Origin of the sequence: Veillonella absiana (assembly GCF_032970865.1) — a bacterium.
GTDB classification, from domain to species: domain Bacteria; phylum Bacillota; class Negativicutes; order Veillonellales; family Veillonellaceae; genus Veillonella; species Veillonella absiana.
In genome coordinates, this window is the sequence record NZ_JAWJZB010000011.1 from 22,050 (window position 1) to 40,022 (window position 17,973).

17 protein-coding genes are annotated in these 17,973 nt (G+C 35.6%); 16 read left to right on the plus strand and 1 reads right to left on the minus strand.

Translation table 11 applies throughout. From position 1 onward, the window contains the following. Positions 1 to 11 precede the first annotated feature (11 nt). From RVY80_RS09315 to RVY80_RS09325, 3 genes are all read left to right on the plus strand, one after another. Positions 12 to 1,484, plus strand: coding sequence for a [FeFe] hydrogenase, group A (locus RVY80_RS09315; protein WP_295190704.1), 1,473 nt, complete (start codon positions 12 to 14; stop codon positions 1,482 to 1,484). A gap of 879 nt (positions 1,485 to 2,363) precedes the next feature. Continuing rightward, a complete protein-coding gene (thiM, locus tag RVY80_RS09320; protein ID WP_317330387.1) occupies positions 2,364 to 3,182 on the plus strand; it encodes a hydroxyethylthiazole kinase in 819 nt (272 codons plus the stop codon). Positions 3,183 to 3,441: 259 nt separating this feature from the next. Then, positions 3,442 to 3,780, plus strand: a complete 339-nt coding sequence (locus RVY80_RS09325; RefSeq protein ID WP_317330388.1) for a hypothetical protein — start codon at positions 3,442 to 3,444, stop codon at positions 3,778 to 3,780. Between the two features lie 249 nt (positions 3,781 to 4,029). Here RVY80_RS09325 and RVY80_RS09330 read toward each other — a convergent pair whose 3' ends face one another. Further along, on the minus strand, positions 4,030 to 4,248 hold the full coding sequence (locus RVY80_RS09330; RefSeq protein ID WP_317330389.1) for a hypothetical protein: 219 nt from the start codon (positions 4,246 to 4,248) through the stop codon (positions 4,030 to 4,032). Between the two features lie 612 nt (positions 4,249 to 4,860). Here RVY80_RS09330 and RVY80_RS09335 point away from each other — a divergent pair. The 13 genes from RVY80_RS09335 (at position 4,861) to RVY80_RS09395 (ending at position 17,966) form a co-directional block, all read left to right on the plus strand. Then, on the plus strand, positions 4,861 to 5,619 hold the full coding sequence (locus RVY80_RS09335) for a sigma-70 family RNA polymerase sigma factor (RefSeq protein ID WP_317330390.1): 759 nt from the start codon (positions 4,861 to 4,863) through the stop codon (positions 5,617 to 5,619). A 143-nt stretch (positions 5,620 to 5,762) separates the two neighbouring features. Beyond that, positions 5,763 to 6,557, plus strand: coding sequence for an enoyl-CoA hydratase/isomerase family protein (locus RVY80_RS09340; RefSeq protein ID WP_317330391.1), 795 nt, complete (start codon positions 5,763 to 5,765; stop codon positions 6,555 to 6,557). A 106-nt stretch (positions 6,558 to 6,663) separates the two neighbouring features. Then, entirely contained in the window at positions 6,664 to 7,806 is a 1,143-nt protein-coding gene (locus RVY80_RS09345; RefSeq protein WP_317330392.1) for an acyl-CoA dehydrogenase family protein, read from the plus strand. Between the two features lie 370 nt (positions 7,807 to 8,176). Then, positions 8,177 to 8,770, plus strand: coding sequence for a hypothetical protein (locus RVY80_RS09350; RefSeq protein WP_317330393.1), 594 nt, complete (start codon positions 8,177 to 8,179; stop codon positions 8,768 to 8,770). 220 nt (positions 8,771 to 8,990) lie between these two features. Further along, positions 8,991 to 9,371: a plasmid mobilization protein gene (locus RVY80_RS09355; protein ID WP_411040806.1), complete on the plus strand. Its 381-nt coding sequence runs from the start codon at positions 8,991 to 8,993 to the stop codon at positions 9,369 to 9,371. Further along, a complete protein-coding gene (locus RVY80_RS09360; protein WP_317330395.1) occupies positions 9,320 to 10,525 on the plus strand; it encodes a relaxase/mobilization nuclease domain-containing protein in 1,206 nt (401 codons plus the stop codon). Before RVY80_RS09355 ends, RVY80_RS09360 begins: the two co-directional genes overlap by 52 nt. A gap of 210 nt (positions 10,526 to 10,735) precedes the next feature. After that, positions 10,736 to 10,993 (plus strand): DUF6061 family protein, encoded by a 258-nt coding sequence (locus tag RVY80_RS09365; RefSeq protein WP_459350137.1) that lies wholly within the window; start codon positions 10,736 to 10,738, stop codon positions 10,991 to 10,993. Between the two features lie 108 nt (positions 10,994 to 11,101). Further along, positions 11,102 to 11,365 (plus strand): helix-turn-helix domain-containing protein, encoded by a 264-nt coding sequence (locus RVY80_RS09370; protein WP_295190683.1) that lies wholly within the window; start codon positions 11,102 to 11,104, stop codon positions 11,363 to 11,365. Positions 11,366 to 11,472: 107 nt separating this feature from the next. Next, entirely contained in the window at positions 11,473 to 13,146 is a 1,674-nt protein-coding gene (locus RVY80_RS09375) for an RNA-binding domain-containing protein (RefSeq protein WP_295190681.1), read from the plus strand. A gap of 160 nt (positions 13,147 to 13,306) precedes the next feature. Beyond that, the gene (locus tag RVY80_RS09380; protein ID WP_317330396.1) at positions 13,307 to 14,191 is read left to right on the plus strand and encodes a retron St85 family effector protein; all 885 of its coding nucleotides are present in this window, start codon (positions 13,307 to 13,309) and stop codon (positions 14,189 to 14,191) included. A 181-nt stretch (positions 14,192 to 14,372) separates the two neighbouring features. Then, entirely contained in the window at positions 14,373 to 15,524 is a 1,152-nt protein-coding gene (locus RVY80_RS09385; protein WP_295189344.1) for a retron St85 family RNA-directed DNA polymerase, read from the plus strand. A 451-nt stretch (positions 15,525 to 15,975) separates the two neighbouring features. Then, positions 15,976 to 16,224 carry a MazG-like family protein gene (locus tag RVY80_RS09390; RefSeq protein ID WP_317330397.1) on the plus strand — a complete coding sequence of 83 codons (249 nt, stop codon included), beginning with the start codon at positions 15,976 to 15,978 and terminating at the stop codon, positions 16,222 to 16,224. Positions 16,225 to 16,250: 26 nt separating this feature from the next. Next, positions 16,251 to 17,966: a DNA/RNA helicase domain-containing protein gene (locus RVY80_RS09395; RefSeq protein ID WP_317330398.1), complete on the plus strand. Its 1,716-nt coding sequence runs from the start codon at positions 16,251 to 16,253 to the stop codon at positions 17,964 to 17,966. Positions 17,967 to 17,973 lie beyond the last annotated feature (7 nt).

Consider the following 17,973-nt stretch of genomic DNA (forward strand, 5'->3'; position numbering starts at 1 on the left):
TAGGAGGACCTATGAGGAAGTACCAATTTTTAGATCGTCGTGTTCCAATTGAAGACGGCAATATTGCATTAGTGCAAGATTTATCTAAATGTAAAAACTGTTCCCTTTGCCGTAAAGCCTGTGCGGTAGATATGGGCGTATTTGACTACTATGATTTGACTACAAATGGGGATGTGCCAATCTGTATTCATTGTGGTCAATGTGCATCCATTTGTCCATTCGATTCCATTAACGAACGTTCTGAAATCGACGAAGTAAAAGCAGCTATTGCTGATCCAAACAAAATTGTTGTATTCCAAACTGCACCAGCCGTACGCGTTGGTTTAGGTGAAGAATTCGGCATGGAAGCGGGTACTTTCGTAGAAGGCAAAATGGTATCTGCCCTTCGCAAATTAGGAGGGGACTATGTATTAGATACAAACTTCGGTGCTGACATGACTATCATGGAAGAAGCATCCGAATTAATTGAACGTGTATTGCATGGCGATGGTACATTGCCACAGTTCACTAGTTGCTGCCCAGCATGGGTTAAGTTTGCAGAAACATTCTATCCTGAGTTTTTGCCAAACTTGTCTACAGCTAAGAGCCCAATTGCAATGCAAGCACCAACGCAAAAAACATACTTTGCAGAAAAAATGGGTATCGATGCGAAACAAATCGTGGCTGTATGTGTAACTCCATGTACGGCTAAGAAATTTGAAATTCGTCGTGAAGAAATGAATGCATCTGCTGAATACTGGAACAAACCAGATATGCGCGATACAGATTACTGTATTACAACTCGTGAATTGGCTAAATGGATTCGTGCAGAAGAAATTAGCTTTGATGAATTAGAAGACTCCACATTTGATCCATTGATGGGCGAAGCATCTGGTGGCGGTATCATCTTCGGTAACACTGGTGGTGTTATGGAATCTGCTATGCGTGCTGCTTATGAAATGGTAACAAATGAGGATGCTCCTAATACATTGATTCCATTTCAAGAAATTCGTGGCATGGAAGGCGCTCGTGAAGCTGACGTTGTAATCGGCGATAAAACATTGCACGTAGCGGCTGTACATGGTACTGGCAACTTGCGTAAATTCATCGATCATATGCGTGCTGAAAACATCCATTATGACTTCATCGAAGTAATGGCATGTCGTGGTGGCTGTATCGGTGGTGGTGGTCAACCACGCGTTAAATTACCTCAAGCTGATAAAGCTCGTGAAGCACGTATTGCATCCTTGTATACTCGTGATAGCGAAGTGAAAGTAAAAACAGCTTGTGATAATCCACAAATTCAAGCATTGTACAATGAGTTCTTTGATGGTAAACCATTGAGTGATAAAGCTCATAAAATGCTTCATTCCCATCACTTTGTAAGCCGCGTAGCAGATTTAGGACCTAATGGTGCTTGTACACCTGTTACATGTCCTACATCTGTACCAAACTTGAAAAAAGCAGCTGATGCAGCAAAAGCGGCAGCAGAAGCAGCAAAATAATAGATATACATTACAAAGAGCCTTTCTTGTTCTAATGAGCAAGAAAGGTTTTTTTATTCAAATATAATAGCTGTACTGAACTTTTGTGGATTATTATAGAGGATGTAATCGTATACTATATTGGTTACTATAGGGAAATGATAGTATGTTTATATATTGAAATACCATACAGAGTAGATGTATAAATATACTAGTCAAGGTAAATAAAATATAAAATAATATTTTGAATAGAGATTATTTTGATAATCAATAGTCAAGTAATTATTTCAATTTAGCAAAATAAAGTTCTAATAAATCCGATATATACTATATCGATAAAATTAGTTGGGGTAGAGGTGGATAGAAATATAATCTTATATGTTAAAGTGGATTATTTTTTATTTATTATGTTGAAAAAATTAAATATACAATTATTTAGAATAAAAAGGTGGAAAAGTCTTTACAATAGTAAACACAAATGGTATACTTTGAGTATAAAAAGTATATGAACTTGGTATAGTTTGATCTCGAGGGTGGAGGTCAATATGTGAAGAGCTATGACAGTACTTTTTAAACTACAAGTATTAATCATGCTTTTTAAGCTGGAGTGTTTATACTAACATTTAAAATATGTTTGAGGGTGAGAGCTCGACATATGCTTAGAGGTGTGAGTCCAAGCCTTTTCTAGTGCGTAGATAAGGCGAAGTGTTGAGTATAAACGATTTACAGATGAAGAGTATGACGAGCGAAATGGCGACGTATGATATTGTGAGTTATCATACGTCGCCGTTTTGCTGTATAATGGACATGGATCATCTTTTATTTTTTAGAATAGAGCACGAGTTCGAGTTGAATGAGTACTTTGAACGTAAGTTGTATTTTGCAATTAATGAGGTACATATGACAAACTATACTACTGCAATTGGAGAGGCCTTGGCAGCCTTAAGAAGGAAAAAACCAATTGTTCATAATATTACAAATTATGTGACAGCTCACGAATGTGCTAATGTTTTATTAGCTATTGGTGGATCCCCTATTATGGCATCTCATCCAGGTGAGGTACAGGAGATTACAACTCTTAGTCAGTCTTTAGTGTTAAACATTGGAACGATTGAGGAGGGGACAGCAACGTCTATGCTGTTAGCCGGTAAACAAGCTAATACATTACAGATCCCCATTGTGATTGATCCTGTAGGTGCTGGGGCTACACTGTTGCGTCGTCGTGTGGCGACACATTTACCCTCTCAACTTGAGGTTGCTATTATTCGTGGTAATGCTTCTGAAATTATGGCTCTTTATGAAATCTCCTATACCGCTGGTGGCGTAGATGCGACAGATGAAAGTCTCCCTATAACACAAGCGGCCACTACCATCGCGAAGAAATATAATTCTGTAGTCGCAGTTACCGGTGCGGTAGATATCATTACAGATGGGACTATAGTTGTGGAATTACATAATGGTGTAGATCTGTTGCCTATGCTCACCGGAACGGGGTGTATGACCACGGCTATTGTAGGCGCTTTTGCAAGTGTTGTTAGTCCAATGACCGCAGCAATAGCTGGCATTACAACGATGAGTGTGGCTGGTGAAATAGCATATTCAAAATTACAACATGGAGAGTGGATAGGGTCCTTCGGTAGATATTTACATGATGCGATTGGATTGATGACACCAGAGATGCTCGTTGAAAAGGCTCGCATTGTAGTAGTGAAAGAATAAAACTAATACCATATTAATCATTAGAAAGAATAGAATCAGTAATTAAACTGATACAATTAAAATCCAGGTACCTTTGTATCTGGATTTTTCTATTTTGTATATATGATTAAGATATCTTGCCAAAAATAATAATTCTTGTTACACTATAAGAAGATAATTATTATTTGTTAGTTTTTGTTATCTATAATGAGAGAATAATTCATTAACAAATTAGACGTTATGGTACCAAGCCTTAGTTCTTCGTGAAGATGATCCATTGTTGCCAGCTATTCTTGATGTTTATGAAAAGCAAGGCATCCGTAATGGTCATCCATCTAATATTATGACTGGTCCTGCATTTAAAACTGAACTAGCTACAGCATATCCAGAGTGTCGCCTTGTTGTGACTAAGGAAACTATGACTGTAGAAGCTATGATTAAAATTGTATATGATCTTTTGAAAGATAAACTTAATATCTCTAAGATTACATTCTCTAGTGGTGTAAATAAAGCTAGCGAAGAATATACACCAACAGGTACTAAGGCGCGTTGCCCATTATGTGGTATTGCTTTAGATGAAAATGGTGTATGTCCAAAATGTGGATATAAACATAAATAACATTTATAGTTAAGTTCTGTACCTAGTTAGATTTAGAACACCTCTAGTGATAAAGTAATCCCTTACATAATAAAATAAATTCTCAAATGACAAAATAAAATCTTAAAAAATGACAAAATAAAATCCCAAATGATGAAAGCCCCGTTCGTTGGCGTAATGCCTGCGAACGGGGCTTTCATCATTTGGGATTTTATTATGGGTATTTCTATAATAATAGCTCGAGTTTGAGTCTGTATCGTTACCGATAATTTATTTATCCTTATTCGCTAAACACGGTAATAAGAGTCCTGAGCCGATAAGAATGAGTGGTGTCAAAATATTCATGGCAAATTGGAAATTCCAGCCAGAAGAGAATACTTCTACATCAAGAGGGAAGATACCCATTACACAGGCAAAGGCCGTGAAGAAGAAACACCAGGCACCAAAGCCAAATCCGATAGTACGGTTTTTGGTGAATTGGTATGTCACCAATACCAAAGGCTGGGATGCTGATTAATAGACCTACGATAATCATAGTTAAGCGATACCCTAAACATGAGTATCCAAGATACAACGATGTGTAGACCTTGATTGGCGTAACCATTTACAACGTTACCAAATCCCCATACGGCGGTGAACGCCATTAATGTGAGAGCTTGCCAAGTCAGATTTTTCTTGGTAGGCATAATAATCCTCCTTTTTACTAATCACAATGTACACTCAGCACGATACATTAACTCAAGTTCTTTATAGATGAAATAGTGAATAATTATTCTATAGATTAGATAAATACAATATAGTTTGTAGTGCATAATGCAATGTAAATCCTGTGAGAGTGAACAAATGTCGCTGTAATCAGGCTTGAATTATTCGCCTAGATTCGGGTAGTTATTGGATGAAATAGTTTGTGGGGATACAACATTAGGGGGCCATTTCAAAATTCTGCGGATTTGCACGCTTTTTCTGTGCTAAAACAGTAAAAAGTGCGGCAATAACGCATCTAAAATGATCAATCTACTGATTTGTCAAATATTTAAATTCCTTTTACAGTGTAGTCAGCGCTAATACATTGAGAAATGCATTTCTCCCAAAGGAGAAACTATGCAAGACAAGGTACGTTTAGACAAGGACTATTTAGAAAAAGAATGCTTTGATACATTAGTATTAGGTTCGTTAAGTGATGGAGAGTTGGTGGAGTATTGCCAACAAGAGTTTGCTTTGCATCTAGATAAGGAAATGATTATGCTACATGGTCGGGCCGTATGTGTAGGGGCTTTGACACCTTATGAAAAAAGAGTGTGGCATCGCAACAGAGAATTAGCAAAATCAGAATTATGCCGCCGATATACGCCACTGATTCACAAGTATGCTAACATATCGCATACGCTCACCATGCGTGAAGACGTGGAAGCGCACTTGTGGATGGTATTATTAGAGGCTATTCAAGAGTATGATTCATCTGGAGGTATTCCTTTTGCGGGGTTTGTAAAGAGTCGTATTAAATTTGGTCATTGGAATTACTACAAGAAATTAAAACGCAATTGGGAGCACGAGGCTAGTTTATTGACTAGTTACCACAAAGAGAGTGAGGATGATGAGTCCATAGATGATTTTCCTAGTGATGAGGATGTGGCCGATGAGGTAGTGAGTCGTATTGTTGAGGACGAACAACTGAATCGGTGTATGGAGGCGTTGGCTAATATGAATAATAAGGAGAGACGAATTATTTGTGACCTATATGGAAAGGGGAAAACGATGGCTGATATGGCACGAGAAGAGGGATGCTCTCGGCAGAATATCAAGTATTATCACGATAAGGCAATGGGAATGTTGAGGCAAATAGTAGAACGAGATCGTTAGAGGAAAAGGTATGTATGTCTACAGATTTATAGAAATTGGTATGGTATATATACATAAATTGGCAGGAGTTTTAAGTATTCATAGCGAATATAGAACGAGAATAGTAGTAATTATATTTCGAGTCTACAGGGCGGAGGTTTCCTATGGATTTACAAAAATTAATCTATGAAGTAAAGGATGGGGCGGCTACCATCACGATGAATTATCCTAAAAATTTAAATGCTGTTGATGAAAGTATGGCAGATGAGCTTATTTGGGCCTTTGATGCGGCTAATGAAGATCCGGCAGTGAAGGTAATCGTGTTAAAAGGTGGAGAAAAAGCCTTTTCTGCTGGTGGTGATGTAGGTTATTTCTATAAACTAGCTACATCCGGGGAATCCGTAAATATGGATAGTCTCATTGAAAAGGTGGGTATTATTGCTCAAAAGATTAAAACACTAGATAAAATTGTGATTTCTAGTGTAAGTGGGGCGGCAGCTGGTGCTGGTGTATCATTAGCTTTATCTGCTGATTTTGTTATCGCTACGGAAAATACAAAAATTATCATGGCCTTTGTAAATTTAGGATTAGCTCCAGATACAGGATCTACCTATTTATTAGTTAAACAGTTAGGTGAAAAACGGGCCTTTGAATATTGTGCTACAGGTACACCAATTGGTGCAGAGGATGCTAAGAACTGGGGCCTTATCACTAGAGTCGTACCAATAGAGGCACTAGAGGAGGAAACAAACAAACTAGCTAGTAAAATCGCTGCGGGTCCATTAGTGGCATATAAAAATATTAAAAAGCAAATTTATGGTGCTGCTTTTGAACAATATAGTACATTCCTTCGTGATGTAGAGGCGACTACACAACGTGAATGCGCAGCTACAGAGGATTTTATCGAAGGGGTTAAGGCATTCGTAGAAAAACGCAAAGCAGAGTTTCAAGGGAAATAAGAAAATCTATGAATGATACTTTTAAAAATGATATAATAAGATAATTAGTATAAGTACCAGACATAGTCATGTACAAAGTTTAAAGTAGTAGTTGGAGGACTTGCAAATGGGTTATATCTTAGAAGAAGAGCAACAATTATTAGTAAATCTAGCAAAAGATTTTGCTGAGCAAAAATTAAAACCTGTTGTAGCTGAATGTGATCGTACAGGTAAATTACCTATGGACGTATATCAAGAAGCTATTGATCTTGGATTTGCAGCATTGGAAATCCCAGATGGTTACGGCGGGAATGAACAATCCTACTATGCAGTTGCAGCAGTATATGAAGAATTAGCTAAAGTTGATGCTGGTTTTGCTACAGGTATTGCGGCTAGCGGATTGGCATTGAAACCAGTATTGATGAATGGTACAGATGAACAAAAACAATACTTTGCAGATTACTTGACAGGTGCGAAGGGCAATGGTTTTGCAGCATTCTGCCTAACAGAACCTGATGCTGGTTCTGATGCAGGTAATGGTAGCACTGTGGCTGTGAAAGATGGCGATGAATATGTATTGAATGGTACAAAATGTTTCATTACTAATGCTAGCCTTGCACAAATCTTTGTGGTATTTGCTTTAACTGATAAATACAAAGGTACTCGTGGTATTTCTGCTTTCATCGTGGAACGCGACCGTGAAGGTGTATCCATTGGTAAAAAAGAAGATAAAATGGGCATTCGTTTGTCCGATACAGCGGATGTTCGTTTTGATAACGTACGCATTCCTGCTAGCCATTTGCTAGGTAAAGAAGGTCGTGGCTTTATCTATGCTATGCAAACACTCGATTTGGCACGCCCAATGGTAGGTGCTATGGCTGTTGGTATTGCACAACGCGCTCTTGATGAAGCCGTTGCCTATGCAAAACAACGTGTAACATTTGGCAAACCAATTTTCCAACATCAAGCATTGAATTTTAAATTAGCTGATATGGATATTAAAACAGAAATGGCTCGTGCTGGTGTTATTAATGCACTTAACGTATACTACACTGGTAAAAACTTCTCTCGTGAAGCGGCGATTGCTAAATGCTATGCTGCGGACATCGCCGTAGAGTGTGCTTTAGACGCTATTCAGGTGCTTGGAGGCTATGGTTATTCTCGTGATTTCCCAGTAGAAAAATTATTGCGCGATGCGAAAATCATGCAAATCTATGAAGGAACAAATGAAATCCAACGTTTAGTTGTGGGTGGTCAATTAGGCCGTTAATAGGTATCTTGATTAGTATATCTAACTGATTTTGTATACTTTTACTGTTTAGGGCCCATAGAAATTAATATGATAATAAAAGAAGAGGTGCTATAATGCATCTCTTCTTTTATTGCTATATGGGATAAATGATATAGCTAGCATCTACTTTGTTAGATGATTGAAATCAGAAACTTTGTTGATATGTAACTGCATTAAATAAATATAGAGTTAGTATATTTATTAACTTTACAGAGATTAACTAGTTTTATAGAATGGAGTCATAGAAGACTGGTAGACCTGTGTGTGCTAAATTCGTGAAAAAGTGTCGTGAGTGTATATTACTCGCTAGCAAGTTGTCACACTGTAAGAACAGGAGGTAACTGATATAATGAAGGGGACAGCATGTGAACCGAAAAGCGCAGTAGCGAATGACTTTGAGCAAGTATATGATCGAATTAACCAAATTTGGGCGATGATACCAGTGTATGATAGCGGCGATAGTACATTGATTATTTATGACAATGGTGAGCGGTGTGTCGTTACAAGAACCGTGCGTAATATTTTAAGAGATATGGCAGAGCGTAAAGGGTTGGGACTAAAAAATGTACGTAATTGTTATGGGGAAAAACGTACTGCATCGGAACCCTTGATTTTAGGACCTAACATTGTCTTTGCCTTACTTAAATGTCGTAATCCTATTGGCAAAGACTCAGCTTATGGATATATCAATATGGCTATTTCCAACACCGAGTATGAGTTGTCTAGCATTTCTAAATCATCTTGTCACTTATGTAGGGATGAACAGGAAGAACCTATTTTGATACTACATTCTTCAAATATAGTTGAGAAAAAATTAAGGACTGCAAGAAAGCATCACATTAATTTTCTCCGTCGTTTGACCGAGGAGATACAGCTTGTCAATAATCCACATATCATAAAGGAATTAATACAACGATTACAAAGAAATTCAAATTTATGGTAATGGGATGTATTATATAGCAAACTGATAGTTTTAAAACAGGAATACCAGCTCTTTACAGAAGCCAGTGCTTAGTCGCTGGCTTTTTCGTTTGCATAACTTGAAAGTTATATAAATGAGAATTATATAATAAATGAGAATTGTACACTATTCTTGAAACTATAATGATGAGCCCGCCCCTGCACCCCAAAAGACAAAAACCACGAAAGGAGTGTAATACAAAGTGCGAAAAAGAGAATACCAAGTCAAGTTTCGAATGAATCAAGAAGAGTACGAACGACTACAGGAAAAAGTGATAGCTTCAGGACAGACACAGCGGTCATTTATCATCAATGCTCTTGCTGGAGTAGTGATTGCTCCAAGAGAAGAAATTGATGTACTTAAGAATATAAACAAGAATTTTGATGATCTGCTTCGCCAGATTAGAGGAATGGCAACTAATGTAAATCAGATGGCGCATATTGCAAATGGAACTGGAGTGCTGGCAACAATAGACAAATTGGAAGACATTGCAGATCAAAACAACTATTTTAAGAAGGAGTGTGAAGAAATGTGGCAATCAATAAGACGATTAATAAGTCAACAAAATCACATGGGGCAATGAGAAATTGTATCGAATATGTGCTTCGTGAGGACAAAACAAATCGGGGACTCGTATATGTAACTGGACCATTTTCAGCTGATGAAATTACGTATGATTCAGTCTATCAATCCTTTTTAGAAGAAAAGAAATTGTGGGGTAAGGATTCAGGAAGAATGTATGCCCACAATATTATCTCTTGGCATAAAGAGGAAAATCTTACGTTACAGCAGGCATTTGCATTTGGAAAAGAATTTGTAGAGAAATGGTTTGATGGATTTCAGACATTGATTGGGGTGCATAAGGATCGGGATCATGTGCACCTACATCTGGTCACCAATACAGTGAGCTATGAGGATGGTCATAAGCTGCATAATTCCAAAAAAGATTTGGAGCGGATGAAAGAAATGACTAATCAGATGTGTGTAGAACGTGGATTGACAGTAGCACAGAAGGGGAAAGATTTTCATGGAAATGATTTGGAAGAAGGTCATGTTAGAGCTTGGAGCAAGGATAAATATCATCTCCTGCTGAATGACCAAAAGAAAAGTCATGTTGCAGAATGTGCCTTGGCAGTTATGGAAACGAGAGAACAAAGTTGTAGCAAAGAGGAATTTGTGAAAGGAATGGCAATAAGAGGGTGGCGCACCACCTGGACGGATAGTAGAAAGAATATTACGTTTGAGAACGAATATGGGAAAAAAGTGCGTGATTCCAATATTTCCAAGACCTTTCAGATGGATGTATCAAAGGAGGGATTATTGAATGAATTTGAAAGACAGGCAGAAATCAGAGAGCATGCCGCTAGAAGAAAAAGAGCCAATAGTGGAGAATCCCAGTTTGAGGAAGCAATGGGAACAACAGATAGAGAACTCGAAGAATACTATAGAGAAGTTAAAGCAGCTATTGCAGGAAGCACTACAGGCACTTCAAACAATGACAGCGGAGAGGGACGATTTGCTAAAGACTCAGGCAGAGGACAGGAAATTATTCAAGGAAAAATTAAAGGAGCAACAGACTTTAAATCAGAATTTGGAGAAGGAAAAGAAAATTTTGATGGAGAAAGAATATCTCTCAAGGAAAGACTTGGAGTATGTCAGCAAGAGGCTGGAAAGCGAGAAGAAGAACGGAAACTGGATGAGCAGACGTATACGAGAACTAGAGGGCGAAGTCGCTAGATTAAAAAATCGTCCTCTGTGGAAGCAGATTTTGGATGATTTGAAACCAAAGTCGAAGTGGAGACAATACAACAGAAAAAGAAAATTTTATGATTTTATGGAGAAACTATTTCATGTGATATTAGCAGTGGTATTTACAATTATTGTTTTCGTAGCAGTCTATTGGTTCATGAAATGGTCAATGCACCAGTAAGATTAAATTACAGGATGATGGAAGGGATTGATGATATGAGACTTATTTACGCACGTTATAATTCAAATTGTAACAGTATAGATATAACGACATTTGATAATATTTTACTTAGAATTGAGTACAATAAAGCAGAAGAGGGAACCAGGACAACACCTGGTTCCCAATGTGCGTTAAATGCATTGGCAATTGATGAACCGTTGGAATATGCAAGGCTAGCCTTGGATGGAGAGATGCAGATGTGGGTAGATGCAGAAGATAGTTTGGAACTTTGGTAAAATAAATTACAAATTATTTTATTGTGGAGAAATAATTTGTAATGTGGTAGAATGGTTTTAAAATCGAACTATAATAATCTAATAGTTAAAAAATGAGGAACAACAAAAATGAATGAAATATTAGGATTTGTAAATGAAAAGGCAAAAGTATTAATGATTCTTAGAGAAAATCAATTGGAGATTGATGGGAATAATATTTGCCCATTAAATCAGCAAGAGATTGCAGATTTAGTACCTTGTGGAAAATTCAAAGCAAATCAGATGATAAAAGAATTGGTTGAACAAGGATATGTTAGGATGCTTCATACAAAGGGCAGATATGTGGTAACCGATAAAGGGAATGAAGTATTGAAAAAGATGTCGTTGGAGTAAAAATTTTAGTCCAAGAAAAGTCTAAAATAGCTCAAGATTAGTCCAAGATTTAGCTCAAGATTAGTCCAAGATTTAGCTCAAGATTAGTCTAGTGGAAAGGAATATAGATGATATATACGGATGAACAACTTATTGAAAAAATTAAACAAATGATTATTACATTCGAAGATGAGGTAGTTGAGTTTAAGGAAGCGCGCACAAGCTATTCCTTTAAAGATATCGGAAAATATTTTTCGGCATTAGGAAATGAAGCCAATATTAGAGGAAAGAAGGAAGCATGGTTAATCTTTGGTGTTGATAATAAAAAAAATATACTCGGGACAGCTTATCGTCAGGATGGAAACTTGCAAAACTTAAAAAAGGAAATAGTTGGAGGTACAAACGAAAGAGCGACTTTTATGGAAATCTATGACTTGAAAATAGATAATCATAGGATTGTAGCATTTCAGATTCCACCAGCAACTAGAGGAATTCCTGCAACCTGGAATGGAGCTGCATATGCACGGGAAGATGAAAATACGTGTCCGTTACCAATGGATAAGATGGATTTGATTCGTAGTCAAATAGGTGTTGATTGGTCGAAGGAAATAATTGAAAATGCTGATTTATCTGATTTAGATGAAGAGGCTGTTGCTTATGCAAGAGAACTGTTTATAAAAAAACAAAAATCATCACGAAAATCTACAGAAATGCTTGAGAAAATGAGTGATATTGAGATCCTTAACAAGGCGGGTCTTTTAATAAAAGGAAAAGTAACGAATGCTGCTTTAATTTTATTAGGAAAAGAGGAATCCTCGTACTTATTTGATGGATTTATTCCAAGGATTACATGGACTTTATATAGCGGAAGTGGAACAGCGAAAGCATATGAACATTTCGATATGCCCTTACTTTTAGCAGTGGATAAAACATATGCAAAGATCCGTAATGAGAAATACCGCTATATTGCAGGACAGCAAACTCTTTTCCCAGATGAAACATATCAATATGACCAGGATGTTGTAAAAGAAATACTAAATAACTGTATTGCACATTCAAATTATCAGCTACGCGGTAAAATCAATGTAGAGGAATTTGAAGATAGGCTTGTTTTTATTAATGAAGGAAATTTCATTCCTGAAACTGTGGAACAAGCGCTAGAAGAGGGATATAAACCACCATATTATAGAAATACTTTTCTATGCAGGGCGATGGTAAATCTGTATATGATTGATACAAATGCAATGGGAATACCAATGATGTATCAGATTCAAAGGGAAAAATGTTTCCCGTTACCTACGTATGACCTAGAGAATCCAAGTAGGGTAATGGTTACATTGTATGGAAAGATTTTAGATAAGAACTATACTCAGTTATTAAAATCAAATGGAGATTTGGATTTACAGACTGTATTATTACTTGATAAAATCCAGAAACATGAAACAATCTCGAAGGAAAGCTATAACGAGATAAAGAAGCTTGGACTTGTAGAGGGTAGATATCCTAATATATATGTTTCATTTAAAATTGCAGATATGGTAGGACAGAAGACAGAGTATGTTAGAAATAAAGGATTAAGTATAGATGTGTATAAGCAGATTATTACTAATGCACTGGAAACGATGGATAAAGCAAGCGTGACAGAACTTAAACAAGTTCTAGTAGGAGCCCTACCTGCAATATTGGATGATAAACAGCAGTCCAAAAAAGTATCTAATATCTTGCAGGCTATGAAGCGTGAAGGTATGGCTGATGTAGAAGGAACTGGACATGCTGCAAGATGGTATTTAGTTGAGAAATAATCGTTGGACTAATCTTGGACTAAAAATATGTTGAGTAGTTTAATAAACATCTAAAAAGCATGAAAATAGAGGACTTGAGCTTGGACTAGTATAGAAATATTAGCACAAGAAGCTTAAATAGTATAAACACGACAATAAAACTTATTTTTAGAGGAAAACTATGGAAGAATTAATTGTTAAACGAATATATGAAGAAGTATTTTTACAAATACAACATAGTAATATTGACTTATTTTTATGTGGTGGTGCAAGTAGTAAAAAATATATTTCTAGCAGAGATCAGCTTAGAAACAGGTTAGAAAAAGATAAAAAGTTGTCCATATTTTATCCAGAGGATATGTTTATGGAACTTTTAAGTAGAAAGAAATATGATTTATTTACATTGGAAAACTTTTTAGCTGAAAATAGTGATTTAATTATAATTGTATGCGAGAGTCCAGGCTCTTATACAGAATTGGGCGCATTTACTAGCAATAAAAAAACGTTAGACAAATTGGTGGTGCTAATTCAGAAGAAATATAAAAATGATAAAAGTTTTATTATGCAAGGTCCAGTTCAATATATTTCTACTCATAATAAAAGAAACGTTATTTTTTTCAATAATGATATGGATGATATGGTAAAAGAGGTTAATGCATATCTTAAATCAAAATATTGGTTTTATGGAAATAAGAAATATACAAGAAAATATGGGAAATATACGAAAGAAATTGACTTGATATCGGGGCAATTCTATTTTATACTATTATTGTTATTTTTTTATAATCGAATTGAAATTAAAGAAATGAGTGAGACAATAAAAGGAATTTATCATGATAAGAAATTTGAATCTAGCCGTTTCGAAGTGATATATACAGCCGCTCTAAAACGATTATATAAAGAAGGGATGCTTGTTAAAAATGTTGAAGATGAGTTGAATTATTACGAACTGACACAAAAAGGTTATTACAATGTAAAAGCATTATTGAAAGATGTTGTAATAGAGAACAGGGATCATATATTAAATGGAATAAGGCTAGATATTATTAATGCTCAATATTATTAGCGCCATAATCTTAGAACGTTGCAGATACATATTTATGTAGAAGTCTATGGGAGATGGTTCGTCTTCCTGAGTAAATTAACATAACCAGAGTTGGTCAAAACCATGGTGCTATTCCACGACAGTGAAATACCCCCATGGTTTTGACACAAAATATTTAAGGTAAGAAAGTGGTGCTAATAATTTGAAAGAATACAATAATAAAATGGTTTTAGAATCATTGGGACTACCAATGTTTCAGGACATTTCCACATTAGCAGAAGTTACTCGATTAACAGAAAAATTACTTTATTTTTTATCTAAAGAAAACGCAGAAGGTAGATATGTTTCTTTTAAAATTAAAAAGAAAGATGGAAATTTACGAGAAATAAATGCTCCCTGTGCTTCATTGAAAATAATGCAAAGATGGATATTGCAAAATATACTGTATAAAGTAAGAGTTTCGCAATATAGTATAGGATTTATAAAAAATGGAAAGGGTTCACCCTTGGTTTTATGTGCTGAAAGACATAAAAACAATTTATATATATTGAAAATGGATTTGAAAGATTTTTATCCGTCAATATGTAGAGCTAAAGTATATAATCAATTTTTACAACTAGGATATAATACGTATGCAGCAAATTTAATTACAAATATATGTATATTAGATGGGAAATTACCACAAGGTGCTGTAACTTCTCCATATTTAGCAAGTTTAGTATGCTATAAAATGGATGTACGAATTGCAGCATATTGTAATAAAAGAGATATTGTATATACTCGTTATGCGGATGACTTAACATTCTCTTGTGATAATCGTGATGAATTGCATAAAATTTATGGAATGATAAAAAAGATAGTCGAAGATGAAGGATTTACCCTAAATCAAAAGAAAACACAATTTTTAACACCTAAAGGACATAAAAAAGTGGTAGGAGTTACAATAAATGATGGCATGCTCAAAGCTTCAAAAGATTTAAAAAGAAGTGTAAGAGCAATGATTCATTATCAAATTATAACAGGTGATTATACAAAAAATGAGCAAATAAGAGGGTATATTGCATATATTGATTCGATCGAAAAGAATTATAAGAAGAAAATTATTAAGTATGTCACAGGATATTGCCAAGATACAATAACTTTGTTTTCAGATGCAGTTAAAGCATTCAATGCGAATAAGTTATTTAAAGAAATACCAGATATGGTTCAAAAAGATATATCATCGTTTGCTAAATGGGAAGATCAATCAGATTATATGGAAATGGTAATGTATGAAAGGGAAAGCTATTTAGCAAAACATGGACTTATTGAATCAGATATAGAAGATGAATCAAATTTAGAGATGTTTGAGTAATGTCGTCATTTTGTCAGCAAAATTCTTAAAAAAATCATGGAAATGATGGAATATACAGAATAAAAATACAAAATATAGTGCAAAAAGAAAATAGCAAACACAATATATAGTACTAACTATCGAGAATATATAGTAGCGGAATATTAAGCTTGATCCTAGAGTGTGAATAGGCTCAACGTCATTTGTTTTACACGTAATTATTGACCTTACTTGCTTCGGGAAGAGGCGATAGCCATTAGGTACTAAAAGCACCTTTGCCATAATTTAAGAGTCACTTGCATTACCCCAGAGTCTTCGTTGTGATACGAGGCGATGGGGGCAGGTGGCTCTTTTTTTGTTTGCCGCATGTAATAGCTATATAGCAAGAATTGTTAATTGAAATAGAAGAATTAAGGATTGTCTTGTATAATGAAAGAATAGGTATAACAATAAGAATTATATGAGGCTATATATGGATACAGTAGATTTGTTTAGATTCAAAACAACAGAACAAATGGAAACCATGATGCATGATGACCATAAGCGTGCTGAAATGAGTGGCGAATTGGCGGATATATTTTTTTTTCTCCTTAGATTTGCACAAATGAATGGTTTTGATTTGGCGAAGTGCTTAGAGGATAAAATGGCATATAATGAACTTCGATACCCTATGGAGAAAACAAAGGGGTCGAATTTAAAGTACAATGAATTAGATACATAAAGTACATAAGATACATGGGGGATTATATGAAATTTATAGTTGGTACAAAGCTGGATGAAGAGTTGCTTTCACCAGAAAAAATATCCTATGAATATAATGTTGATCAACTAAATTTTTTAGAGAGAATTGATCCGACATCTGAAAAATCAAATAAGTATTGGAGTAATTGGCCTATTTTATACATATTAAGACAAGCACAGTGCGTAGATGCATCAAAAAAGAAAATAGCTAAGAAACGTGCTCACAAGCCCTTTGCGTATATTGGTCAAACGACAGGCGGATTACGACGAATGGAAGAACACCGTAAAAGTGAAGATAAGCAAATGTTTACGATGGTGAATTTTATTTATTCCAAAGAGTTTAATCAGTCGGTGACATTTGATTATGAATCTAAACTGATACAGCTGTTCTCTGCTGAAGGTACCTATGCCCTAACAAATGGTAATAGTGGGTTACAAGATAAGGATTACTATAACAAAGAGTACTATGATCAAGGGTTTTATGCATTGTGGACACGATTGTTAGATGACAAAATCGTGTCTAAAACGATGAATGAGATTCGTAATTCTGATTTTTATAAATACTCTCCATATAAATCCCTTAATGCATATCAGGAATTGGCGGCGAATGCCATTTTGTCAGCTATTGAGGCACAGACGAAAGAACCCATCGTTATCAATGGGATGCCTGGTTCGGGTAAGACGATTATTGCTATATACATGTTTAAGCTATTGCGAGATCGTTGTGTAGAAAAGCATGATATGACTACAAAAATGGCATTAGTTATTCCTCAGGTATCATTACGTACTACCTTGAAGAAATTGTTTAAGGGGATATACAATTTGAGTCCCAGCGATGTGATTGGCCCGTCTGAACTGGTTAAAAATCATTATGATATTGTGTTTGTTGATGAGGCTCATCGCTTGCGACAACGAAAAAATATTGTGAATTATAAGGCGCATAAGAACAATAATGAGGTATTGCATCTTGATGAGAATGCGACTGAATTAGATTGGGTGTTGGCTACTGTTGATACACCAGTATTATTTTTTGATGCAGATCAAACTATAGGCCCATCAGGTCTTGGTGAAAGTAACTTCTATGAAACCTTAGAATCCCGATGCCATAGGCCACTACAACGGTTTGAATTGAAAACTCAGATGCGTGTTCGCGCTGGTGATACGTACTTAACGTATATCAAAGAGATTTTAGATGGTAAAGCAACTCATAAAAAAGAAGTACAGAATTATGAATTCAAACTCGTTGAGGCGTATAGCACATTTAATGAATTATTAAATATTAAGGAGAGAGATACCGGTCTTGCTAGGATGCTTGCTGGATTTGCCTGGAAATGGATTAGCAAAAAAGACAAGCAACAAGTAGATATCATTATTGATGGAATTGGGCGCCAATGGAATACGACACCTACAGATTGGGTAAATAGTGAAAGTTCTATTAATGAGATAGGCAGTATTCACTGTATCCAAGGCTATGATCTGAACTATGGGTTTGTCATTCTTGGGCCAGATATAAAGTATGATGTGGAAAAGAAATGTATCTATGCCGATAAAAACAAGTATTTTGATGTAAATGGTAAGAAATCTGCCACACCAGAAGAACTCACGCAATATATAAAGAATATATACTATGTATTAATGACACGTGGTATTAAAGGCACATATTTATATGTATGTGATGATGATTTAAAAACATACTTGAAGAAGTATGTAGATGTAATATAGGAGCCCC